This is a genomic window from Xenorhabdus thailandensis, assembly GCF_037996785.1.
Taxonomy (GTDB): Bacteria; Pseudomonadota; Gammaproteobacteria; order Enterobacterales; family Enterobacteriaceae; genus Xenorhabdus; species Xenorhabdus griffiniae.
The window spans coordinates 44,581-69,703 of sequence record NZ_JBBMXF010000004.1 but is presented as its reverse complement, the minus strand read 5'-3'; the positions used below and the strand labels follow the sequence as shown (position 1 = coordinate 69,703).

Sequence of the window (25,123 nt, the reverse complement as noted above, 5' to 3'; positions counted from 1 at the left end):
GCCACAGCATAAAATACACTGCGGCAGTTAAACAGGCCGGATACTTTCTTCATCCAATTCTGCATCAAATAGTTGCTGAAGTGTTTGAATCGTTTTATCCGAAATAATGGATTGACGCGCTTGTGCCAATTTTTCTTCATAAATGGCTTGTCGCCATTCCAGAGGCGTTTTTACCGCAGGATTATCATCTTCAATGATATTGAGTTCAATAGGTTTTCCATGCAATTCTCTCAATGCTTCGGTCAACACTTTCTGAGCCGATGCTGAATTAAGATGGCGCTGCTTTGAACGTAAATGCAGACAAAGACGATTTTCATCAATCTGTTCTTTAAAAGCATTCAGTGCTACCTGCTGAACCAATTTTGGAATCTGCAGTTTATCAATTTCCGCAGCCCATGGATCCCTTTGTTTCGATTCAATCGCCAGTTTTTCTACCAATTCTGTTGTTTTCTCGTGCTCCAAAGCGGCTTTGATCGCTTTTGGTGTCGTAGTCGGGCGCGGTTTCTCCTCTCCACTATTCGTTGCCCGCCAGCGATAAGATTCCTTTTTTACCGGATTAGCTGGATTAGATTCCCGTGCTTTAGGGATATAAGATTGAGACCGTTGTTCTGCCACCGCCACCAGTCGCTCCAGCGCTGAGCTTGCCGGTTTAGCAGACTCTGCCGGATCAGACTTTTTTAGTGGGGTATTTCCTTGATGCATCAGTGAACTTCTGGCTTGCAATAGCTTCGCTGTAGGACTGTTTGCAACAGGCGATTCACCGCCTATCGATTGGGATATTGTCTGCTCAGCAGGACGCTTATTTTCGTCTTTATTTGAAGTCAATTGCTTTGCAGATAGCGAGGCCGAAGGTGGTGCTACAGGGCTTTCCACAGCAGGAGGTAATATTTCCTCAATGACTGTTTTAGGATGAAAAGCCAGAGCACGCAATAACGCCATTTCCACTCCCATCCGTCGTTCTGGTGCATAAGGAAGCTCTTTGCGCCCCACCAGTAGCGCTTGATAATACAGCTGCAAATCCGTCGGGGAAATCGCTCTTGCCAACAAACGCAACCGCCCTTCCGTTGAAGAAGGCTCACTTTCAGGTTGCTGAGGCAATAGTTGGAGCATGGCAATCCGATGCAACAGCGACAATGTTTCAACCAGCAAATTTTCCCAATCGACACCACGAGTTGCCACTTGTTCCACCAATGCCATCATTTGTTGACCATCTGCACGCACCAACGATTCAATCATTGCCAATGGTTGGTCATCATCCAGTGTTCCCAGCATCTGGCTAACAATATCTGATGTCAGCTTTCCGCCACCAAGAGCAATAGCTTGATCCGTTAAACTCAAGGCATCACGCATACTGCCATCTGCTGCGCGGGCAAGTAACTGACGGGCTCGAACATCGCTTTCTATTTGCTCCGCATTAAGAACATGTTCCAATTGGCTGCTAATTTGATCCACATCGAGTGTTTTCAAATGGAATTGTAAACAGCGTGAAAGGATAGTCACTGGCAGTTTCTGTGGATCAGTTGTGGCCAAAAGGAATTTCACATGTTCCGGTGGTTCTTCCAATGTCTTCAACAATGCATTGAAACTATGGCGAGAAAGCATGTGAACTTCATCGATAAGGTAAACTTTGAAACGACCTCTGGCAGGCGCATACTGGACGTTATCCAACAACTCGCGAGTATCTTCTACTTTTGTTCGGGAAGCAGCATCGATTTCAATCAGATCAACAAACCTACCCTGTTCAATTTCAAGACAGTTGGTACACTGACCACACGGAGTCTTTGTTATGCCCGTTTCGCAATTCAGTCCTTTTGCCAACAGACGTGCAATAGTGGTTTTTCCCACACCACGAGTGCCGGAAAAAAGATAAGCGTGATGGAGGCGTTGGTGTTCGAGACCATTCGCCAATGCAGTCAACACATGTTGCTGACCAATCACATCAGAAAATATTTGTGGGCGCCACTTACGGGCAAGTACCTGATAGCTCATGAATACCGAGGAAATTGAACATGATTATCTAACATGCTAGCACAGCCTCACCATTAACGGCGAGGCTGATATATTAATATGTATCAATATTGCAAAAAATAGAATAATCAGTGGCCGGGAAATTCAACGATGGTATAGCTGTTAACACCTTGTTTTTGCAAACGTTCAACGCCACCTAAATCCGGTAATCCAATAATAAAAGCCGCTTCAGAAACTTGTCCACCTAGACGACGAATCAAGCGTACTGTCGCATCAATGGTACCACCCGTTGCAAGCAAATCATCAATAACCAGAACTTGATCCCCTTCCTTGATGCTGCTTTTATGGATTTCTAATGTATCTGTACCATACTCCAGATCATAAGTTTCGCTCAGCGTTTCACGCGGCAATTTACCTTTTTTACGAACAGGAACAAAACCAACCCCCAAACGCAGTGCAACAGGGGCCCCGAATAAGAAACCACGAGCTTCAGTGCCAACGATTTTCGTAATGCCTGTATTCTGATAACGAGCTACCAATAAATCTATCGTAGCTTGGTAGGCAACTGGATTATCAAGCAATGTGGTAATGTCACGAAAAAGTATTCCTGCCTTTGGATAATCAGGGATTGTTTCGATACTATCTTTAATTAATTGCAGTTGTTGTGCGTTAGCGGTCATAATCGATGTCAGCCAGGTTTAATGAAGAGAGCAAGAAAGCGGTAAAATTTATTCAAACTACTGTGAAAAAGCAACTGCCAAACAAGTCGTTACTTATATTTTGTTGACTTAAGATAAACCCCACACTTAGCAGGTTCAGTGTGATTGCAACCAAATCTGCGAAACTAATTAAAAGACTTTGACAAACTGATTATTAATCATAATGAGATACTAATGGGTATACAAAATTTATTATGTGTACTTGAAAAACAGGTCAGTATTCTGGAAAAAGAGCTCGCCTTACTACCTGATACCCCTTTTTCCAGTGCCCGTTTTGATCAAATGTTGTTTCACCACCGCAGCAATAAACTCAATGGATATATGCAAGAGATCCGACAAAATCTGGAACAACTGAAAGCCTGTGTAAGCGATTCTCGGATTGAACAAGTGAAGTTCCTTGCTGAGCGTTTAGTGGTACAAACCGAAGCACTTAAGCGCGAGATATCAACCCAAGCGCTACGAAAACAGGAAGATAAATTTGAGTACCGCTCACAAAGCCAAGATCTTTATCAACGTCTGGCAGAGCATCAAGATTATGAACGTCGTTTAATGGCAATGATTGATGACCGGGAATTACAGTTAAATAAACAAACTACACTTACCAATAAGCACAAACTGCAAAAAGAAATTGCAGCCCTCGCGGGTAGGCTCGCCCGCTGCCGTCAAGCATTAATGCGGATCGAGAAATCGATAGAAAAGCAAGAACATTTAGATTAATCACAGAGGAAAACTAGCTATGGCCCTAGAACAAGCACCACCTGAAGTACAACTTGCAGTAGATCTTATTTATTTGCTTGAATATAACGAAATTTCACCTGCTATTGCATTAGCAGCACTAGAAATTGTCAAACATGATCTTCAAGGAAAATTAGAAAAACAAGTTCAAAAACCTGATGAATAAGTTTGATTAATGCTTACTCCTCAGATTTCGTGTTTCAACGATAAAACAACTTAAAATGGTTTATCACCAGATAAAAATCTTTTATCTGACTGATTGCCTTCATCATTCAATGGATCCTGTACTTCTTGCAAACTATCACCCTGCCGATTGTGTAAGTAAACTTCTAGCTGATTGAATGCAATATTGATGTCGTTTTCCCGACATAATTTATCAATACTGCGGTTAATTTCATCTACAGTACGGCTACGATCACCCAGTTCTCGGACGTAAAGCCTCAACTCGTGATCCAATGTACTGGTGCCAAAATTCATAAAGTAGACTTGTGGCCCTGGCTCACTCATTACGCGGGCATTTTCGCTTGCCGCTTTTAATAAAACCTCTTTAACCTTATCAAGATCAGAGCCGTATGCGACACCAACCTTAATAATAATCCGCGTAATGGTATCGGAAAGCGTCCAGTTAATTAGACGTTCTGTCACAAATGCCCGATTAGGGATAATTACTTCTTTACGGTCAAAATCTGTAATTGTCGTCGCACGAATACGGATTTTGCTAACAGAACCAGAATAAGTTCCTATCGTTACGGTATCACCAATCCGGACGGGGCGTTCGAACAAAATAGGGGCTGTTGACGTTTTGAGTTCACCATTTACTCAACCCACATCGGTAACCATATAATGACAAACGCCAGTGCCAACATACTGGCGTAATTTCGCGCCAATTTATCGTATCTTGTCGCAATAACTCGAAAATGTTTTATTCTGGCAAACGCATTTTCGACCAAATGCCGATAACAGTATAAAACTTCATCAATACTTTTATCGGGTTTTCGGCTATTTTTTCGATAGGGAATGACCGTTTTTGAACCTTGTTTTTCAACGAAATCTCTGAAAGTACCGCTATCGTAACCTTTATCCGCGATCACAAAATCGGATGCGGGTGAATGGGTGACCAAACTTTCTGCATGTACAATGTCGTGCGTTTGACCCCCTGACAGCTCAAAATGGACAGGCAAACCATAACTGTCTACGGCCAAATGAATTTTAGTCGAACGTCCACCTCGACTTTTACCGATGGCTTCATCTTCTGTTGAAGCTGCCCCTGAGCTATGTTGATGAGCGCGGATAATACTCCCATCAATGAATAACCATTCGGTGTCTGTATTTTCAGATAACAATTTGAATAATAATTCAAAAACACCTTTCTTTGACCAGGCGTTAAAGCGCTTAAAAAGCGTATTCCATTTGCCAAATTCATCGGGTAAATCCCGCCACGGACATCCCGTTCTCATTCGATAAAGGATCCCTTCGAAAGTCAGGTAATGCGCGTCTTTGTGGTAAATACATCCATGTTGTTGCATTAATACAGCTAGCGTATTCCATAAAGATTTTGATAACATTGTTCTTGGCATGATGAGCTGGGGTAATGGTTTTTTCGCGAAGACAATGATACCAGATCATCATGCTGTTCAAACTTCCCTCCACGAAACGTCAACACGCCCTAATCAATCCCGAAACAAAGTTAGCAAAAATTTCCTGTAAACCGAAACCTAAACCAACCGAAAGCGCCGCCGCTAGCCATTGTAATTTATTCCACGAAACACCCAATGTTCCTAATGCTGTAATTCCGCCAATACCAATGATTAGGTAAGTCAGTGTTGTTTTAATGGCATACGAAGAGCCTTGTTGCAACTGCAAACGGGATAACACCAACACTTCTAGTAAACCTGGTAAGTTTCTCATCATGACCCATGAGATGACTAACATTGCTATTGAAAGTACCAAATCTTTCAAAGTCACGTGATTTAGAACGTTACCAAGTTCCGTTGCAGTACTGTATTGCCACAAATTGATCCCATCAAGATAAGAAAATACCGTCACCAGATCAGACCAGATCCAATAAAATGCACCTAAAAAGATCAAAAACAGCACCATGGTAGTTAAGCGCAATGATTGCTGATTAATGCGATCTAAGGCCATTGGCGGTTCTTCCATCACTTCACCTTCAGCCCCTTCTTTCGTGAGGGACTGACGCCGGGCAACGGCACGCTGATAGGCAATGCGACGCGCTGCAATACCCAATCCTCGCAAACAGGCTTGGTAACTAATATGCCAGAGAAACAGTAAATACAAACTATAGAGCCAACGTTCTGCTAAACGTAAAGTTGTGTAGAAATAACCCGATACCATCAACACCATCATAATCAATGGTGCAAAAGTTAATGTCGTCACTACGATGGTACGGATCATATGTGAGCTTTTTTCACGCCATACATAGCGGCAGAATGGAAAAATAAACAGGAAGACAAATAACAGGCAGACCAATACAGTGCACTGACCAATAACATCATCAGACAGTCGCAAAGGATATTTAGCCCCCAATGTTATCCAGAATAAAATAGGAAATAACGCAATCGACAGACGAACAAGATTTTTGCGGAATAAACGACAAGCTACACTATCTAGAAAAAAATGCTGCTCTCCAATCCCACCTTTCGCAAGGATCTGGTAGCTACAACTATACATAATCCAAAAAAGCGCCAACTGGCGGGAGAACCCCCAAATCAAATCCCCAAAATCATCACCTGATTTCGAATACCAATAACCTATCGCCAATACGATGAAAGCAAATGGTAATGTTTTTATTAATGTCAGTAACAGTGCCAATGGCGTATGTAGTTGGCTGTCACGGCGAAACTGCCCCACTTCGCCTGCTATTTTTTTCAACTGCTCGTTAATACCTTTGGTTTGCCAACGTAAAAACAAGCCAACTAACACAAGAGGAATGACAAAATGGATAGAATTTTTCAGCCCTGTAATCATGCCATGAAAAGTCAAACGAATATCTAAATGACTCAGTTCTTCTTGAATTAGTTCAGGTAAAGATTTCAACCACACTGCATTCATTGGTTTATTACTGTTAACCCAAAAGATTTGTTGGACAAGGGTCTGCTCCAGTGATGCAGAGACATCCAACAATTGCTGCTGATCCATTTGCAAGTTAATAGCATGAGTAATCTGATTTCCCAATTGATTATTAAGCTGCTCTAAAAGATCACAATGAACGTCTAGGATCTGGTTGATAGCATTATGTATTTCATCCATTATTTCATTGGATGCATTTTTTATTTGATTACGATTATTACTCAATAATTTATTGACATAGTCATTCCCTTGACAGAGTCGATCTCGTTCCTGATTAATTTCAAATTGCTCCAAGCGCAAGTCTGCTATTTTCGTTGATAAATCTTTTGTTAGAACATCCTGAGGTATTTTCATCTGTTCTTGAAACAAGATACGTGATAACAATAAGCTGCCACGTAACACATTAATTTGCTCTTTAAGGTTACGCTCTGATTGGATGGTGCGCTCCAAGAAGTTCTTAACGCGAATACTTTTCTGCGCCAGTTGGTTATTATCACGTGTTGCTGCAATTAACCGTTTACTCAATTCACGGTTATGCTCAATTTCTGCCTGAACTAATGAATTATCTTGGATATGTAAATTTTTACCATCCTTAGTTTGTGCTTCTTTCGCGGTTTCCTCAGAAAGAACCAGCCGTTTTCCACTCATTACGTTTTGAATAAACTGAACATTGCGTTCCAATTGCTCAATTTGGAGAGCTGTATAATCCCGTTGCCGTTGTAAAAGCACTTGTAACTGAGTATTCGCTTGCAGAGATTCTCTTTGATATTCATTTTGCTGAGTCAGAAAAAGTTGTTCTACCTGCAATAACTCTGTCCGGGTAGGACTCGATTCTGACTGCTCAGTCAGTGCATTATTGAGTTGGTTGCGAATCTGTTGCAATCTCTGCATGTTACGGAATAGCGCATTTTGCACGCGTTCTGGTTGAGTTTGCAGCCCAATCAACTGACTGTTGTAGCTAGCAAGATTTTCCTGTGCCTTCTGCAGGTTATACCATGTGTTATTCAGTTTAGATTCGAGCTGCTTTAGAGACAGTGTTTCCAATGTCTGTTTATATGCATCCTGCTGATCGTTATTTTTCAGATTCTCTAATTCAGTCGTAACCTGATGTGATTTTTGTGGCACATTTTGCACATTTTTTCTGAGTAGATCGAAATCCAGCTTCAGTTGTTCTATTTTGTCAAAGAAAGAGAGCGTCTTTTCCAAATCAGCTATCGATACTTTTTCTTCAACAGTATGCTCCTTACGCTCCGTTAGTATCTTAAGCTGATTTTGAATATCACTACGGGTTGGAATATCGCTACCAAAAGCCGCACTTACCGAACAAGAAAAAGGCAACAGAAGAAAAAACAGTATCGTGGAGAAACATATCGCAGAGAGTTTGTTACACAAACTCTCCTTATTGAGTAAAATACCCAAATATCGGTTAACTGAAACCATGAACTTATCTACTCATCATTTACTACGCCATCAACCAATGCCAGTTTACTAATTCCCCTATTAGTTCAGACTTTGCACAATTTAACTTCAACATTTTGTACAGTCAAAATTTCCAGCATTTGTTTTAAATTATAGCCTTCTTTAGGCGTTTACCTGGCCAAACCAGCAACCATAGCATTACACATTAAGCACAATGGATTATCTCAACGTATTAAAAGGATTCAGCCATATGCTGCGAGACTGGCAATCATCAGAACGGCTCTCATTGATATTTACGCCGTATTCAAGATGTATTTTCTTTGCCGTTTCGCAAATGATAGCTGTATTTAAGTGTATCGATGAAACTATCCACTAAATGAACAGATTGTTCTTGAAGATTAAAACTGTCCGGTGAGAATGACCAGTTCTCGAATATCCCAGTCATCAATGCTCTTAACATGATGGCAGAACGCTTGAAATCAAGATCATACGGTAGTTCTCCAGATTGAATACAAGCAAGTAGCATTTTTTCAATCTTCTTGTAATCGGAAATGCATATCTCCCTAATCTCTTCTACTAGTGGAGATATTTCTCCAACAAATTCACATTTATGGAAAAAAATTTCCATTAATTGACGAATCTGAGAATCCTCCATCATCATTCTTAACACGGAAATTAATAAATATCTCAAAGCAATAAGTGGATTATCAGGATATTTTGATTGATACTTTTTCTCTAGTTCGTCTATTTTATGCTCTGGCATTCTACAAACAACAGAAAGTAGATCTGTTTTATTTTTAAAGTGCCAGTAAATTGCTCCGCGTGTTACACCTGCGGCAGTTGCGATATCGGATAATGAGGTAGCAGAAACACCACGCTCAGAAAAAATCTTTATCGCAGCATCTATGATTTGCTGACGAGTTTGATTTGCTTGCTGTTTAGTTTTTCGTGCCATTTTAGTGCCATAAACTTTGTTTTTGACTGAGGCTGATTTACATACATTCATGTATGTTTGTACTATAGCATCCATTAACCAACGAAGTAATGATTTCACTTGTTAGATTAACGAATCAACATTGAAAAATTGAGGTTTACTTATGCGAAAGAACAGGGGAGTTTTGCCTCTGGCCACATTACTGGTAATTTCAGGCAGTTTCATTCTTTCAGGATGTAACGACAATAAAAATACACAGCAAGAAGCTGCTGGCCAGCATGTTCCTGAGGTTGGTATTGTAACGCTGAAGGCAGAACCTCTCACTGTCATCACAGAACTACCAGGCCGTACATCAGCTTATCGTGTTGCCGAGGTTCGTCCTCAAGTCGGTGGCATCATACTGAAACGTAACTATAAAGAAGGGAGTGATGTGGTTGCCGGTGAGTCGTTATACCAAATAGATCCAGCAACTTATCAAGCAGAATACAGTAAGGCCAAAGCAAGCTTAGCCAGAGCACAAGCCAATGAGAATGTTTCCCGCTTAACTGTTGAACGTTACCAATCCTTGTTAGGCACACAATACGTGAGTAAGCAGGAATTTGATAAAGCAAATTCAGAATATGCTCAAGCAAAAGCAGATGTGCAATCTGCTCAGGCCGCATTGGAAAATGCCAGAATCAATCTGGCATACACCAAGGTGACCTCTCCTATTTCTGGGCGTGCGGGTAAGTCTACCGTCACAGAAGGGGCATTGGTTTCTGCAGGTCAACCAACAGCCCTGACAATTGTTCAGCAGTTAGATCCTCTCTATGTTGATATTACTCAATCAAGTGACGACTACCTGCGATTCAAAAATGAAATCGCAAAAGGAACTGTTCAAAAAGAGAGCAAAAAAACCAAAATCCGTCTAATCACTGACACCGGACAAGAATACAATCAAGAAGGTTACCTTGAGTTTTCTGACGTAACGGTTGACGAAACAACAGGCTCCATAACTATGCGTGCCGTGTTCCCAAACCCAAATGAAGAATTACTCCCAGGTATGTTTGTTCGCACCAAGTTAGAAGAAGGAGTGCGCAAAAATGCGATTTTGGTTCCTCAGCAAGCTGTTACCAGAACACCTCGTGGTCAAGCAACCGCGCTGATTGTAGATAAAGATAACAAAGTAGAATTACGCAATATCAACGCTACTCAGGCCATTGGTAACAAATGGTTGGTGACAGAAGGTCTGAAAGCTGGAGATAGAGTAATCGTTACAGGATTGCAGAAAATAGCACCGGGAATAACTGTAAAACCAACGGAAACAGATTTAAATGCTAATCCTACGGCTAATCAAGCTGAGTCTGCAAAAAAGTCTCAATAAGGAGTCGATGATTAATGCCTAAGTTTTTTATCGAACGGCCAATTTTTGCATGGGTAATAGCAGTTATCACTATGCTATCTGGCCTGCTGGCAATCATGAAATTACCCGTGGAGCAATATCCTGCTATTGCGCCACCTACTATTTCCATTTCAGCAAATTACCCAGGAGCTGACGCGAAAACAGTACAAGATACTGTAACACAGGTTATCGAACAGAATATGAACGGCATCGATAACCTAGTGTACATGTCTTCGAACAGTGATTCTGCGGGACACATGAATATCATGCTAACCTTTGAAGCAGACACAGATCCAGATATCGCGCAAGTTCAAGTCCAAAATAAACTTCAATTGGCAATGCCACTATTGCCTCAAGAAGTTCAACAACAAGGTGTTAATGTTGATAAAACAACCAGCTCATTTTTGATGGTGGCAGGTTTCATCTCTCAAGATGGTACCATGACTCAAGATGACATAGCTGACTATATCGGGGGGAGTGTCAAGGATACCTTAAGCCGTGTTACTGGCGTAGGTGAAACAGAACTCTTTGGTACGCAGTATGCCATGCGCATCTGGCTCAACCCTGACAAACTACTCAACTATAAAATCACCACTCAGGATGTTATTAGTGCAATCAGAGCTCAAAATAATCAGGTTGCTGCCGGACAATTAGGAGGAACACCACCGGTTCCAGGTCAACGTTTGAATGCTTCGATCATCGCACAAACTCGCCTGAATTCGGCAGAAGAATTTGGCAACATTTTGCTACACATGAATCCAGATGGTTCACAAATTCGCTTGCATGATGTCGCTACTATTCAATTAGGCGCTGAAAATTATAGTATTATTGGTCGCTTCAATGGCAAACCAGCATCAGGTATTGGTATCAAACTAGCAACAGGTGCCAACGCCTTGAATACCTCCAAGGCGGTCAAAGAAGCACTGGCTGAGATGCAACCTTTCTTCCCACATGGGTTAACTGTTGTTTATCCCTATGACACCACTCCATTCGTTAAAATTTCCATTTTCGAAGTGGTGAAAACATTGGCAGAAGCCATTCTGTTAGTGTTTATCGTTATGTACCTGTTTTTACAAAACTTTCGAGCAACCTTTATCCCAACAATCGCAGTTCCGGTTGTCCTGCTCGGTACATTTGCCATTCTTGCTGCGTTTGGCTATTCCATCAATACATTGACCATGTTCGCTATGGTACTTGCCATAGGCCTGCTCGTGGATGATGCCATTGTTGTAGTCGAAAATGTCGAACGAATTATGCAGGAAGAGGGGCTATCACCGAAAGAAGCTACCAAAAAATCAATGGGACAGATCCAAGGAGCTTTGGTCGGTATTGCACTGGTACTTTCCGCCGTATTTGTACCAATGGCATTCTTTGGAGGATCAACAGGCGCGATTTACCGCCAATTCTCAATCACGATCGTTTCAGCAATGGTGCTGTCTGTTCTGGTAGCTCTAGTCCTGACTCCGGCACTGTGTGCGACCATGCTAAAACCTGTTGCTAAAGGCAGCCATGGAACTCACACTGGATTCTTTGGCTGGTTTAACCGTCTATTTGAAAAGAGCACACATCATTATACTGATAGTATCGGCCGTATGTTACGTGGTACAGGACGTTACTTGGTAATTTATGTCATGTTGATCGCGGGTATGGCCTGGATATTTAAGAATCTGCCATCGTCTTTCTTGCCAGAAGAAGATCAGGGAGTTTTACTGGCAATGGTTCAATTACCACCTGGCTCTACTCAAGAACAGACACAAAAGGTATTGGATGGAATCAATAATTACTTCTATACCAAAGAAAAAGATGTTGTTAAATCTGTATTTACAGTTAATGGCTTTGGTTTTAGTGGTCAAGGGCAAAATACTGGTCTAGCATTTATCAGCTTAAAAGATTGGAAACTACGTAAGGATTCGAAAGATAAGGTTCCAGCCATTGTTGCTAGAGCAAATGCGAATTTTGCTCAAATCAAGGAAGGTCTCGTCTTTGCGTTCAATATTCCTTCAATTGTGGAATTGGGTTCTGCCAGCGGATTTGACTTCCAGTTGATTGATAAAGGAAATTTGGGGCATGCAGCACTGACAGAAGCACGTAACCAATTACTTGGTATGGTTGCACAACACCCAGATATGCTGACGAGTGTCCGCCCTAATGGACAAGATGACACACAACAGTATCGTATTTATATCGATAAGGAAAAAGCGGAAGCCCTAGCTGTATCCACGACAAATATCAACTCGACCTTGAGCACAATGTTTGGTGGTGTTTACGTCAATGACTTTATCGACCGCGGTCGAGTCAAAAAAGTCTATATTCAAGCTGATGCTCCTTACCGTATGTTACCAAGCGATATTAGCAAGTTGTATGTTCGTAACTATCATGGGGAAATGGTGCCGTTTTCTGCGTTTATAGATGCATCAAAAGAGCCTTGGATTTATGGTTCACCACGTCTGGAACGCTACAACGGTCTTCCTTCTATGGAAATTGTGGGCGAAGCTGCACCTGGTCAAAGTACTGGCGATGCAATGGCTTTTATGGAGCAACTCGCATCACAATTACCTTCAGGAATTGGCTATGACTGGACAGGAATGTCTTATCAAGAACGTCTATCTGGTAATCAGGCTCCTGCTCTATATGCACTATCATTAATTGTTGTATTCCTTTGTCTGGCAGCATTATATGAAAGCTGGTCTGTTCCGTTCTCGGTCATGCTAGTCGTCCCTCTAGGGGTTATTGGTGCATTGCTGGCAACATCAATACGTGGACTGGGTAACGACGTTTACTTTAAAGTTGGTTTATTAACAACTATCGGGCTATCTGCGAAAAACGCCATTCTTATCGTCGAGTTCGCCAAGGATTTGATAGAAAAAGAAGGTAAAGGATTGATAGAAGCGACTCTTGAAGCAGCCAGAATGCGTTTGCGCCCAATCCTAATGACTTCTCTCGCCTTTATGCTTGGCGTTATGCCTCTGGTATTGAGTAATGGCGCAGGTTCAGGTGCACAAAATGCCGTAGGAACAGGAGTATTGGGTGGTATGATTGCTGCTACATCGTTAGCAATTTATTTCGTCCCTGTATTTTTCGTTGTCATTAAGCGGCGGTTTACGAAAAAAAATGAGGAACTTGAACATATCTCGACCCCTCATTAAATTCAACTATGTTAAAAAGGCCACTTATGTGGCCTTTTTAATGGATAAAAACGCCTTCGAACAACAAATTACAAGATGACAATATCTGTGTTAAAAATCACCCATAACCTAATTAAAATAAATACTTATGAATGAACAGGTAGGTTTAAAAGACAACACTTTCTATTTTTTTATAATAAACAAAAGTTAACTTGGTAATTTTCCTTGTTTTTCTCTTAATTACATCTTTAATGTTAAAAAGTGTTCCATCTAGATAGTGACATATGTAATAATGACGCTATATTGATTTTGAAAGTCGCAATACAATCACCTATAATGATTGCTGTGCTATTGCTACAGCATCTACTGTATTAGTATAATTTAATATAATCATGGTATATGTAGATATTGCTATCTTTCATAGTAGAATGTTAGCACATATCAGAAACGGAACTTTTTCATAACCAAACGTAAATGGGGCATTGTTAAAAAAAACCTAGTTAGCAAGATATGTAAAATAGGGCGTTAACATTAATAAATAATAATCATGTTTTGATAGGCTCTATTCTAAAATAATGACTATAATAATTAGCATGTATAAGCCTTGGTTCAAATAAGCTGTGCGTCGTTTACGGAGGTGATTATGGATGAATATTCACCAAAAAGACATGATATTGCTGAATTAAAATACTTATGTGAAAATTTAATTCATGAGGCGCTTTCTGTCCTGAATCGCACTGATAATCATTGGATTCTCGACCTAACCTCCGAGAAAAGTTTAGAACTAAACGAATTGATTGAACACATTGCAGCTTTTGTTTGGAACTTTAAAATTAAATATTCAGACAATCACACTCTGAACACCTTAATTGATGGTTATCTAGATGAAACATATAATTTGTTTGGAAGCGATAAGATAAGCTTCCCTGAACTTACAAAATGGCAAAAAACAAACGAACACTTAACTAACGTTCTGTTACATGATTTGAACGCTTCTCTAAGCAAAATCTGATAAATATATTTCTAACTATTTTTTATACACCAAATAAGATAAGGCGATTATGACTAAAACTGACTATCTGATGCGTTTAAGAAAATGCACTTCTATTGAAACACTGGAACGTGTAATCGAAAAAAATAAATACGAGCTTTCGGAAGATGAACTCGAATTGTTCTATTCCGCAGCTGATCACCGTTTGGCCGAACTTACCATGAATAAACTCTATGATAAAATTCCATCGTCTGTTTGGAAATTTGTCCGCTAAGCTGTAATGTTCAGATAGAAAGTGACTTGGGCCGGTAGCTATTATCGGCTGACATATAAGCTCATGATGGGCTAGAATTGGTGAGGGCTCTGCCAGCTACATCCCGGCACACGCATCCCTTGCTATGGCTGCTTCTTTCCAGACCTGACCAAGTTAACAAGTTAACGTTGCGGGAGAACCAACAGAGCCCCCATTGATGTTAGCTTCTCAAATTTTGAAGCGGTGGCCATTATCTTTCAAACATGATGAAATAGCAAGAAAACTTCATTTGAATGCTGCTTTATCATCCATAACGTTGTAAAAAACATCAAAACCCTAATGATTTTACTTAACAGAATATCTTTAGCTTTTTTAAATCAAAAATCATAGTAAACAAACAGTAAACAGACTCAATAAACAATAGATATAGTTAATAACTCTAATGAATCATTGTCATATCATATAAAAATCACATAATTTCACAATTTCAACCTCTAAGTTAAATAACAATCTCCCTATCCTTAAAATTTAAAATAACCATACAAATCAAAAGATAAAATTACAAAGAAGCATATTCGCATTATTCGACAATGCATTGATGAGATTAACAGTGATAATTCACATCTAAAATAAAAACTCATGGATAATTTTATTTACAATTTAATCTATTTATTTTCAAATAAATAAAAACTTATTACCCATAATCTTTCATTTATACTTTTCAAATGCTCTAAAAGTAAAGGCATGTTATGAGTCAAGCATTACAAAACTTAATTAACTTGATACATTTAGAAAAAATAGAAGAAGGCATTTACCGAGGACAAAGTGAAGACTTAGGATTTCCTCAAGTTTTCGGTGGGCAAGTCATAGGCCAAGCGCTATATGCAGCAAAACAAACCGTTGCGGATGATAGAATGATCCATTCCTTTCATAGCTATTTTCTACGTCCAGGTGATAGCCATAAGCCCATTGTTTACGATATTGAAGTATTGCGTGATGGAAAAAGTTTCAGTGCACGCCGCGTTAGCGCAATACAAAATGGTCATCCTATCTTCTACATGACCGTGTCCTTTCAAGGACATGAAGAAAGTTTTGAACATCAAAATACTATGCCCTTGGTTCCTTCTCCGGAAGAGTTAGATTCCCAAGAGGAAATGGTAAAAAAAATGGCTAGCTCCCTCCCGGCAAAGTTAAAAAAAGTTTTTTCCACTCCCCCCTTGGAGATGAAATTCGTTCCTCTTAAAAATCTATCTAATCATTCATCCCCAGTCCCTGTGCGTTATATTTGGTTCCGTAGCAACGGAAAAATGCCAGAAGATCCCGTCATTCATCATTGTTTGCTGGGTTATGCGTCAGATTTCAATTTCCTACCCACGGCACTACAACCCCATGGCGTAAAATTCATGGCGGAAAATATGCAAATAGCCACGATTGATCACTCAATGTGGTATCACCGTCCTTTCAATATGGATGACTGGTTACTCTATTCAATCGAAAGCCCATCAGCATCAGGGGCACGTGGTTTTGTCCGTGGGCATATCTATAACCGTGCAGGCGTACTTATTGCTTCTGCGGTTCAGGAGGGAGTAATTCGTAAGTTATAATGAATTGACACCGTATGCCGTAATCAATTTTTCTGTTATTACGGCATACCTATTTTCAAATAGATAAAAATGCTCAATTATAAGCACTTTCACCATGTGAAGTAATATCAAGCCCCTCTCTTTCTGACTCAAGATTAATACGTAGCCCAACCAATTTATCAGCGATCTTAAATGAAATATAAGCCGCTATTGATGACCAAACTATGCAGACCAATATACTAATAGCCTGAATCCCGAGCTGCCTTAACATTGTCATTCCTTCAGTAAATCCTGTTCCACCTAAAGCGGATGCAGTAAAAACACTGGTCAACAAACAACCAACAATGCCGCATACTCCATGTACACCAAACACATCACAAACATCATCAACATGTAGCCATTTCTTCAGTATGACTACTCCCCATAAGCCAGCAATACCTGCAATCAACCCCATCACCAATGCACCACCGATACCCACTGTTGCAGCAGCAGGCGTAATGACTACTAAACCCGAAATACACCCGGAACATGCTCCTAAAAGCGAAGGTTTCTGGCGAAATAGCCACTCACAGAAAACCCATGACAACACGGCTCCCGCCGTTGCTGCCATCGTATTCACTAGGGCCAGCGCCGAAATAGCATTTACTTCACCAGCGGATCCCACATTAAAACCAAACCACCCAATATAAAGGATCGCTGTTCCAATAAAGGTCATTGGTAGGTTATGAGGTTTAAATGCTTCCCGCCCAAAACCTGAGCGCTTCCCAAGTAAATAAGCACCAACTAAACCTGCTGCTGCCGCATTAATATGAACAACCGTCCCACCAGCAAAATCCAAGGCTCCATCCTGAGCTAACCAGCCGCCACCCCACACCATATGTGCCATAGGAATATAAGATGCTGTCAGCCATAACACACTAAAAATCAGCAATGCAGAAAAACGAATTCTTTCACATAACGCGCCTACCACCAAAGCAACCGTAATACACGCAAATGCACCTTGGAAAACAACATGAATTAACTGATAAAAACTACCAGTTAGATCAGTTATGGATATATTTTTTAACATAACCTGACTAAACCCTCCCCAAAAAGAGTTACCCGTCTCAAAGGTCATGCTGTATCCATAAATAATCCAAAGCACACACACCAATGAAAAACTGACAATCACCTGTGACATTAGTGACAACACATTTTTGCTGCGTAGTAATCCCCCATAAAATAAGGCAATGCCCGGTATTGTCATAAAAAGTACAAGTATCGTATTGATTAACATAAAGACCGTGTCTGCTTTATTGGGATTACTTTCCGCAGCAATCGCAAACGAAGGAAAACTGGCTGCAATACACGCTATGGATAAAAATTTATTCTTCATTTTCCCCTCCCATTTACAGTGCTGCATCATTCGTTTCACCCGTCCTGATCCGGACGGCATGCTGCAATTCAAAAAGAAAGATTTTTCCATCCCCCATTTTTCCGGTGAAAGCCGTCTGCTGAACAACATGGATAATTTCTTCAACCCGTTCATCATTGGTCGCAATATCAATCTTAACTTTGGGCAAAAAATTAACGTTGTATTCAGCACCCCGATAAAGTTCGGAATGGCCTTTTTGACGTCCAAATCCCTTTACTTCTGTTATAGTCATACCTTGTATACCTATATCAGCAAGTGCTTCCCGCACTTCCTCCAGCTTAAATGGCTTTATGATGATGGTGATAAGTTTCATATTTCCCCCGTTTTTCACTACGTTGGTACAAGGAAATATGTGCAAGGGATATGCCAAAAGTTAAAAACGATGTGTAATCAGTCTGTTATCGAAAAACATCTTTAAAGAAGGAATAAAAAGGGAACAGAAAATACATCTGCTCCCCCTGTACTGCCTAAATATGCACGCTAAACGTGCACTGATTCATTCAACGTCTCACCAACTTGCTGAAGTTGGTACATTTGATAATAGCGTCCACGTTTTTCCAATAGCTGTTGATGCTGACCTTGCTCAACAATTGCACCACGATGTAGCACTAATATGGAATCAGCGTCAGTAATGGTTGAAAGACGATGAGCAATCACCACCAATGTCGTCTGTTTGCGGATCATTCTCAATGCTTTCTGTACTGATTGTTCTGTCCCAGAATCGATATTCGCGGTTGCTTCATCCAAAATAAGGATCTGGGGCGTTTGCACTAAAACTCTAGCCATTGCTAACAACTGTTTTTGGCCGGCTGAAAGTGTATTCCCTTGTTCTCCCAAAACGAAATTCAAACCATCGGGTAAATGACGAACAAAGTCAGCTAATTGAACTAATTCTAGTACTTCCCATATTTTCTCTTCGCTGATATCCCGCCCTAGCGTGATATTGTTGAGGAATGACGCGGCCAAAACAACAGGATCTTGCTGCACCATTGCCACTCCATTACGCAGCACTGAATGAGAAAGCGAAGATATGGAACGCCTGTCAAGATAGATCTCACCGTCTTGCCACGGATAGTACCCCATAATCAAATTAGCCAAAGTGCTTTTTCCACTCCCTGTATGCCCAACCAAGGCCACAAACCCATGTGGAGGAACATGCAGGTTAATATCGCTTAAGACAAGTTTGTCATCGCGATACGCAAAATTTAAGTTTTCAATATCAATTCTGCCACTTTCTAACGCCCGCAGATCATTGCCATATTGCTGTTGTGGACTATCCATCAATTCGAAAACACGTTCTCCTGACACCACCGCTTGCTGCAATACTGATTGCTGTGAAGTTAACTCAATCAGTGGCTCATTTAATCGCCCAAGATAATTAATAAAGGCATACAGTACACCAACGCCAATAACCTCAGTGCCTTTGATACCAAACAATAAGAGCAAACCACACAATATTGCGGCAGAAAAGAAACTCAATAATGGCCTTAATAACATGCCATCTAACCGTAAAGCCTGCATACGAGCCTGATAATGTGCTCGGTTGGTAGCCAACATTTTCTCGCCAAAACGAGCTTGCTGACGAAACTGCTGAATCACACTCATTCCATTAATGGCTTCATTGAAACCATCATTAATGTCAGCCAGATAACCGCGAACCCGCCTAATTATTGGGGTACTAAGACGCTGATAGATCACCATGACAAGAAAAACTGCCGGAAATATTACAATCGCAACACATGCCATACGCCAATCTAAAACAAACATGGCTATCAGCATGGCACCAATTAGTGCAACACAGCGAAATACCATTGGAATCACATTAACAAACAGATCTTTAATGACTTCAGTATCATTTGTTACGCGGGATATCAGTTGTCCAACGGGTTGATTATCAAAAGCGCTTAATGGTTGACGTAATGCTGAATCCATCACATCAGTACGAAGTTTCTGCACCACGCCCACGGATGCTTGATTAAAAAGTAATGTTTGATAGTAGTGTAAAGCGGCAGCAATAAACTGCAAAATCAAGAACATTGCGGCAAGCCCACCGACAATATCGAGCGGTAAGTTTCCCGTTGCAACCATATTGTCGATAAAATAGCTCACAAGCAGAGGTCCGCTTACCTCTGCCAATGCAGCAATCCACAACATCAATACAGCAATGAGCATCGGTTTACGGTAATTTTTACCATAAGAAAGCAAGCGCTTTAATGACGGCCATAGCTTACCTATATGAGTTTTAGTCATTTTCCCCACCCAATGCAGCTTCTAGTTGTTGGTAATGGTACATATCGGAATACCAACCTGATTGGGAGATAAGCTGTTTATGCTGGCCGTGTTGTGTAACCGAGCCATGTTGCATAACTAAAATATTATCCGCTTCCGTTAATGCCGACAGCCGATGCGCACTGATAATAACAGTGCGCTGTTGCCGCCATTGGCTAAGATTTTTCATAATCTGGTGTTCCGTGTGACCATCAACGGCTGATAGGGCATCATCAAGGATTAAAATCTCCGTCTCTAACAACAAGGCCCTAGCAATGGATATACGCTGTTTTTGTCCCCCGGAAAGCATCACACCGCGTTCTCCAACTTCCGTTTGATAACCTTGAGGTAATCGCAAAATATCATCATGTACACTTGCTAAACGAGCGACTTCTTCTATTTGCTCTTGAGTTGCATCAGGTCGCCCCAACGCAATATTACCTGCAACCGTATCCGAAAACAGGAAAGGAATTTGATTGACAATAGCCAATCGTGAACGCCATTCTTCTATTCGAAGCGCCGAGATATTTTTTGACTGGAAAAGAATAGTTCCATCGGTTACATCAAACTGCCGTTGTAACAACGCCAATAAAGTACTCTTCCCTGCCCCCGTTGATCCACAAAGCCCCAATAACTGACCAGGTTCTAGTTGGAAATGGATATTTTCCAAAACAGGTTTATCACTTTGGGGATAGGTAAATGTGTTGATATTTGCCTGAAAACTCCCTCGCTCTGAAGACAAAGACAACACACCATCTTCGGTTACCAGAGGTTCCTGCAACAAACTGCGGATACGTGTATAAGCAGCACTTCCTCTCTCAACAATGTTGAACATCCACGCCAACGCCAACATAGGCCAGATCATCAATCCCAGATACATGACAAAACTGGTCAGTTCACCAAGGGTCATGGAACCATTCACCACCATCCAACTCCCTCCGCCGACCGCTAAGAGGTTTGCAACAGTAATAGCAATGAAAATGGTAGGGTCAAAACGCGCATCTACACGCGCAACATGCATATTCTTACGCCCAGCTTCAATAGCAACTTCTTCGAACTGATTAGATTGCAGTTTTTCCAATCCAAACGCTTTTATCATGCGGATACTCGTCAAACTTTCCTGCGCATGGTTATTCAGTACAGAGAATGCGCCTTGCGCAGATTTAAAACGATGATGAAGCTGATTACCATAATGCTTAATCGCCAAGGCCATAATGGGCATCGGCGCGAGGGATAACAAAGTTAATTGCCAACTGATCTCCACGCTCATGACAATGAGGACAGAGCACCCCATGACTAAAGCATCAACCAAAGTAAGGACTCCCTCACCTGCGGCAAAAACAACTCTGTCAACATCATTTGTTGCGCGCGCCATGAGATCGCCTGTTCTGTGACGCAAATAAAACTCAGGGTTCTGACTACTCAGGCGCTTGTAGAAGTCACCACGCAGCTTAACAGCTAGCCGATAAGAAGCACCGAATAGCCATACACGCCAAACATATCGCAGGCCATAGATAACCAAAGCAATGAACAGCATTAACCCCAGCAACATGAAGAGCTGACGAAAAGTCATTGTTTTTGTGCTAATGCCATCAACGATAATCCCAACTAAGTAGGGAGGAATGAGTTGCAGCACCGCAATCAAAACGAGAAAAATGACAGCTCCCAGATAACGCCGCCATTCACGAATAAAATACCAGCTTAATTGTGAAAATAATCTCACACACCTATTCCCAAGGTAAAAAATGAAAGAGTTAGCACCTACCGACCAAAGGGATCTTTATGATGTTATTGAATCTGGTATTGGCAGCGCCGTTGTATATTTGATCTTTTCCATGGCAAAGTTAGAAGTCACATCAATCAAACCAGAAACCCCATTTACCATACGTTTGTAGAAATGATCATAACTCTTCATATCAACAACTTCTATATGCATCAGGTAATCATATTCACCCGCCATGCGATAAAATGTTAAGACTTCTGGCATCTCTTTTATAAAGCTGACAAACTGTTCATACCACTCACTGCTATGTTGCTGGGTTTTAATCATCACTATCACTGTCAAACCCAGACCGAGTTTTTCCCCATTTAACAAGGCAACCCTGCCAACAATATAACCTTCATCTTCAAGTCGCTTAAGGCGCTTCCAGCAAGGTGTCGAAGTCAAATTAACGGCTTCAGCCAGTGCGTTCAAGGATAGACTACAATCCTGTTGGAGCAGTTCCAGTAGCTTACGGTCTATTTTATCTAACATATCTATATCCTATAGAAATATTTTCCAAATATAACGGATAATTACAGAAAAATAACAACCTATTTCTCCAAACGTAAGAGTAATCTATATGCCACTACAGTATTATTATTTAGGGTCAATTTATGTCGTCTTTATGGGCTAAAAATGCCATAAAAGCTATCCAAGCTGATTATCAACGCAGCGCTGATACACATCTCATTCGCCTGAATCTCCCAATGTTTCCGGGTATTCATCTTTATCTCAAAGATGAGAGCACTCATCCCACCGGTAGCCTCAAACATCGGCTTGCACGTTCCCTATTCCTGTATGCACTCACGAATGGTTGGATCCAGGAAGGAACACCTATTATTGAAGCTTCATCTGGAAGTACCGCTGTTTCGGAAGCTTATTTTGCCCGCTTACTGGGTTTACCATTTATTGCAGTTATGCCTTTCTGTACTGCTAAACGCAAAATTCAAGAGATTGAGTTCTATGGTGGTAAATGCCATTTTGTAGAGCATTCTGCCTTGATTTATCAAGAATCAGAGCGCCTGGCAAAAGAGCTTAATGGCCATTACATGGATCAGTTTACCTATGCCGAACGAGCAACTGACTGGCGAGGAAACAATAATATTGCAGAAAGTATTTTCCGCCAGATGCAACTAGAGCCCTTTCCTGAACCAACTTACATCGTTATGAGTGCAGGAACGGGTGGCACATCTGCGACACTTGGTCGTTATATCCGCTACCAAGGATATGACACTAAACTCATTGTTGTCGATCCAGAGAACTCCGTCTTCTACGATTGCTACCACCAGAACCGCCATGATATTTGCAGAGGTACGGGCAGTAAAATAGAAGGAATTGGCCGTCCACGCGCAGAACCTTCTTTTATTCCTACGGTTATCGATGACATGATCCAAGTTCCCGATCTTGCCACAATGGCTACCATTTATTGGCTTGAAAAACTCATTGGTAGAAAAACGGGAGCCTCAACAGGGACTAACGTCTGGGGAGCTTTACAACTCGCCAAGCAGATGCACGATAACAACCAACAAGGGGCAATCGTGACATTAGTCTGTGACAGTGGGGAGCGCTACCTTGATACTTATTACAACCCAGAGTGGGTTCGCAATAATATCGGGGATATCACACAGTATCTAACACAACTACCCAAGTTAAACGGTTATGAGTAACATATCTCCTTCAATTTATTGAGGTAAATATCATGAAACGAGCCGTTGTTGTATTCAGTGGTGGACAGGATTCCACCACTTGTTTAATTCAGGCACTCCACCAATATGACGAAGTTCACTGTGTCACCTTTGATTATGGACAGCGTCATCGTGCTGAAATTGATGTAGCTTGTCGTATAAGCAAAGAATTGGGTGCTGCCGCCCACAAAGTACTTGATGTGACTTTATTGAACGAGCTCGCAATCAGTAGCCTGACAAGAGACAGTATTCCTGTACCCGATTTCTGTGAAAGTGAAAAAAGTGGCCTCCCAAGTACTTTTGTACCTGGCCGTAATATATTGTTTTTAACTCTGGCAGCAATTTATGCTTATCAGGTTGAAGCTGAAGTCGTTATTACTGGCGTTTGTGAGACAGATTTTTCGGGCTATCCAGATTGCCGTGATGAATTTGTCAAAGCCCTTAATAAAGCAGTTAGCCTTGGTATCGCTCGTGATATTCGTTTCGAAACTCCTCTGATGTGGTTAAACAAGGCGGAGACTTGGGCATTGGCCGATTATTATCAAAAATTAGATTTTGTTCGCAATAGAACCCTTACATGCTACAACGGTATCCAAGGTGACGGATGCGGTGAATGCGCTGCCTGCCACCTCAGAGCTAAAGGATTAAATGATTATTTAAGCAATACCCAAGCCACGATGTTAGATATGAAATCCAAAACACATCTCAGTTAGTCAAAACATTTTATTTCATTAATATTATCCATGAGAGGTTCCCCGAGCCTCTCATTCCACATTTTTGTCTTATCGTTATTCGGCATTGTTTTTATAAAATTCCATTTTTTCTCGTAATTCGCCTTCTAAAACTAACGCTTTTTGCGTTTTCAAATCAATACAAGCAAATGTAGTTAAAGCATCTACAATAATTTGGTTATCACTTCTACGTATAATTTCCTGGAAAAATGTACCGCTTTTGTTACGTAACTCTCGCATCGAAGATTTCACTTCAAGTTCATCTGTAATCATGGCTGGATGGCGATAATTAATATTGATATTCACCACAACAAAACCAATATTCTTACGATTTAACCATTCCAACGTGTTATTTTCAGTAAGTAAATCCCAGCGAGCGGCTTCCATAAATTCCAAATAACGGGCATTATTCACATGCTGAAAAATATCAATATGGTAACCTCTGACTTTGATAATTGTGCTCATTGCTATTTCGCCCCACACTCATCCGACCAGATAAAATGTAACAATAGCAAAACAATTCAATTACAATAGTATTTAATCAATTATTCTTGATCGATATCACAGCCCTCTTGATTAAATGACTGGCAATACACAAGAGGGCACCACACTTAGTAAGTCAATTTATCTCTATTTTTCTCTATAAAAATCGGACCAATACCTTGTACTTCCTGTAATTGTTCTATTGCTGTAAAAGGACCATATTTTTCACGATATTCAATGATCGCCTGTGCTTTTTTAGTGCCAATCCCATTGAGTTCTTTCGCTAACTCTTCAGCATTGGCTGTATTAATATTAATTCCTTCTTTTCCCTGTATCTGCTGGCCTGAAACTTGCTCTCCCCCTTCTTTCACCTTACCGTTTTCAACGGTGGTTTTAACAGGTTGTTTCACAGTAGACTCATTAACGGTATCGGCATGGGTTAATGGTATGCTGATACACAATGCCATCATGAGTGAATTAAATAATATCCTTAAATTTTTCATGTAAATCTCTCCATGTTTTGTTGGTGAAAGAGAGATTGCCACAACGATATTTCCAGGCAACAGGCAAAGTTTAGATATG

Annotated in this window: 21 protein-coding genes, 1 other RNA gene and 1 pseudogene; 9 read left to right on the top strand and 14 right to left on the bottom strand. The window is 40.9% G+C overall.

The genetic code is table 11. The features are described 5' to 3' along the window. Positions 1-27: 27 nt before the first annotated feature. Both dnaX and apt read right to left on the bottom strand, forming a co-directional pair. Positions 28-1,989 (bottom strand): DNA polymerase III subunit gamma/tau, encoded by a 1,962-nt coding sequence (dnaX, locus tag AAC853_RS01330; protein WP_340613460.1) that lies wholly within the window; start codon positions 1,987-1,989, stop codon positions 28-30. Between the two features lie 107 nt (positions 1,990-2,096). Continuing rightward, entirely contained in the window at positions 2,097-2,648 is a 552-nt protein-coding gene (gene apt, locus AAC853_RS01325) for an adenine phosphoribosyltransferase (RefSeq protein WP_338883211.1), read from the bottom strand. Positions 2,649-2,861: 213 nt separating this feature from the next. Between apt and priC the strand changes: the two genes are divergently transcribed. Beyond that, complete coding sequence (priC, locus tag AAC853_RS01320) at positions 2,862-3,404, top strand: primosomal replication protein PriC (RefSeq protein ID WP_340613459.1); 543 nt, start codon at positions 2,862-2,864, stop codon at positions 3,402-3,404. 19 nt (positions 3,405-3,423) lie between these two features. Continuing rightward, positions 3,424-3,588 (top strand): pleiotropic regulatory protein RsmS, encoded by a 165-nt coding sequence (gene rsmS / locus AAC853_RS01315; protein WP_338883213.1) that lies wholly within the window; start codon positions 3,424-3,426, stop codon positions 3,586-3,588. Positions 3,589-3,638: 50 nt separating this feature from the next. Here rsmS and AAC853_RS01310 read toward each other — a convergent pair. The 4 genes and pseudogenes from AAC853_RS01310 to acrR form a co-directional block, all read right to left on the bottom strand. Beyond that, positions 3,639-4,208: pseudogene (locus AAC853_RS01310) on the bottom strand (mechanosensitive ion channel domain-containing protein); the annotation flags it as partial. A 29-nt stretch (positions 4,209-4,237) separates the two neighbouring features. After that, the gene (locus tag AAC853_RS01305) at positions 4,238-4,999 is read right to left on the bottom strand and encodes an IS5 family transposase (protein WP_340613458.1); all 762 of its coding nucleotides are present in this window, start codon (positions 4,997-4,999) and stop codon (positions 4,238-4,240) included. 79 nt (positions 5,000-5,078) lie between these two features. Next, positions 5,079-7,952, bottom strand: coding sequence for a mechanosensitive channel MscK (mscK, locus tag AAC853_RS01300; protein WP_340613457.1), 2,874 nt, complete (start codon positions 7,950-7,952; stop codon positions 5,079-5,081). Positions 7,953-8,235: 283 nt separating this feature from the next. After that, on the bottom strand, positions 8,236-8,886 hold the full coding sequence (gene acrR, locus AAC853_RS01295; protein ID WP_338883215.1) for a multidrug efflux transporter transcriptional repressor AcrR: 651 nt from the start codon (positions 8,884-8,886) through the stop codon (positions 8,236-8,238). A gap of 142 nt (positions 8,887-9,028) precedes the next feature. Here acrR and AAC853_RS01290 point away from each other — a divergent pair, with 142 nt between their 5' ends. The 4 genes from AAC853_RS01290 to AAC853_RS01275 all read left to right on the top strand — a co-directional run bounded on the left by AAC853_RS01290 (position 9,029) and on the right by AAC853_RS01275 (position 14,636). Then, positions 9,029-10,228, top strand: a complete 1,200-nt coding sequence (locus tag AAC853_RS01290) for an efflux RND transporter periplasmic adaptor subunit (RefSeq protein ID WP_340613456.1) — start codon at positions 9,029-9,031, stop codon at positions 10,226-10,228. A 14-nt stretch (positions 10,229-10,242) separates the two neighbouring features. After that, the gene (locus AAC853_RS01285) at positions 10,243-13,392 is read left to right on the top strand and encodes an efflux RND transporter permease subunit (protein ID WP_340613455.1); all 3,150 of its coding nucleotides are present in this window, start codon (positions 10,243-10,245) and stop codon (positions 13,390-13,392) included. A 622-nt stretch (positions 13,393-14,014) separates the two neighbouring features. Next, complete coding sequence (gene tomB / locus AAC853_RS01280; RefSeq protein ID WP_338883218.1) at positions 14,015-14,383, top strand: Hha toxicity modulator TomB; 369 nt, start codon at positions 14,015-14,017, stop codon at positions 14,381-14,383. Between the two features lie 49 nt (positions 14,384-14,432). Continuing rightward, positions 14,433-14,636 carry an HHA domain-containing protein gene (locus AAC853_RS01275; RefSeq protein ID WP_047766794.1) on the top strand — a complete coding sequence of 68 codons (204 nt, stop codon included), beginning with the start codon at positions 14,433-14,435 and terminating at the stop codon, positions 14,634-14,636. Between the two features lie 87 nt (positions 14,637-14,723). Here the strand turns inward: AAC853_RS01275 and ffs are convergent. Continuing rightward, positions 14,724-14,820, bottom strand: an RNA gene (gene ffs, locus AAC853_RS01270) — signal recognition particle sRNA small type. A gap of 544 nt (positions 14,821-15,364) precedes the next feature. On the opposite strand from ffs, the gene tesB reads away from it, so the two are divergent. After that, entirely contained in the window at positions 15,365-16,219 is an 855-nt protein-coding gene (tesB, locus tag AAC853_RS01265) for an acyl-CoA thioesterase II (protein WP_340613454.1), read from the top strand. Positions 16,220-16,292: 73 nt separating this feature from the next. Here tesB and amtB read toward each other — a convergent pair whose 3' ends face one another. From amtB to AAC853_RS01240, 5 genes are all read right to left on the bottom strand, one after another. After that, on the bottom strand, positions 16,293-17,573 hold the full coding sequence (amtB, locus tag AAC853_RS01260) for an ammonium transporter AmtB (protein ID WP_340613453.1): 1,281 nt from the start codon (positions 17,571-17,573) through the stop codon (positions 16,293-16,295). Positions 17,574-17,586: 13 nt separating this feature from the next. Next, the gene (gene glnK / locus AAC853_RS01255; protein ID WP_047766799.1) at positions 17,587-17,925 is read right to left on the bottom strand and encodes a P-II family nitrogen regulator; all 339 of its coding nucleotides are present in this window, start codon (positions 17,923-17,925) and stop codon (positions 17,587-17,589) included. 167 nt (positions 17,926-18,092) lie between these two features. After that, positions 18,093-19,862: a SmdB family multidrug efflux ABC transporter permease/ATP-binding protein gene (locus tag AAC853_RS01250; protein ID WP_340613452.1), complete on the bottom strand. Its 1,770-nt coding sequence runs from the start codon at positions 19,860-19,862 to the stop codon at positions 18,093-18,095. Then, the gene (locus AAC853_RS01245) at positions 19,855-21,603 is read right to left on the bottom strand and encodes a SmdA family multidrug ABC transporter permease/ATP-binding protein (protein ID WP_340613451.1); all 1,749 of its coding nucleotides are present in this window, start codon (positions 21,601-21,603) and stop codon (positions 19,855-19,857) included. The genes AAC853_RS01250 and AAC853_RS01245 overlap by 8 nt, the downstream gene beginning before the upstream one ends. 57 nt (positions 21,604-21,660) lie before the next feature. After that, the gene (locus AAC853_RS01240) at positions 21,661-22,134 is read right to left on the bottom strand and encodes an Lrp/AsnC family transcriptional regulator (RefSeq protein WP_338883224.1); all 474 of its coding nucleotides are present in this window, start codon (positions 22,132-22,134) and stop codon (positions 21,661-21,663) included. A gap of 122 nt (positions 22,135-22,256) precedes the next feature. On the opposite strand from AAC853_RS01240, the gene AAC853_RS01235 reads away from it, so the two are divergent. Beyond that, positions 22,257-23,309, top strand: a complete 1,053-nt coding sequence (locus AAC853_RS01235) for a PLP-dependent cysteine synthase family protein (protein WP_340613450.1) — start codon at positions 22,257-22,259, stop codon at positions 23,307-23,309. A 32-nt stretch (positions 23,310-23,341) separates the two neighbouring features. Continuing rightward, entirely contained in the window at positions 23,342-24,040 is a 699-nt protein-coding gene (queC, locus tag AAC853_RS01230; RefSeq protein ID WP_340613449.1) for a 7-cyano-7-deazaguanine synthase QueC, read from the top strand. Between the two features lie 75 nt (positions 24,041-24,115). On the opposite strand, the gene AAC853_RS01225 is transcribed toward queC, so the two are convergent. Continuing rightward, positions 24,116-24,523, bottom strand: a complete 408-nt coding sequence (locus tag AAC853_RS01225; protein ID WP_338883227.1) for an acyl-CoA thioesterase — start codon at positions 24,521-24,523, stop codon at positions 24,116-24,118. A 146-nt stretch (positions 24,524-24,669) separates the two neighbouring features. After that, positions 24,670-25,044, bottom strand: coding sequence for a ComEA family DNA-binding protein (locus AAC853_RS01220; protein ID WP_338883228.1), 375 nt, complete (start codon positions 25,042-25,044; stop codon positions 24,670-24,672). Positions 25,045-25,123: the final 79 nt, after the last annotated feature.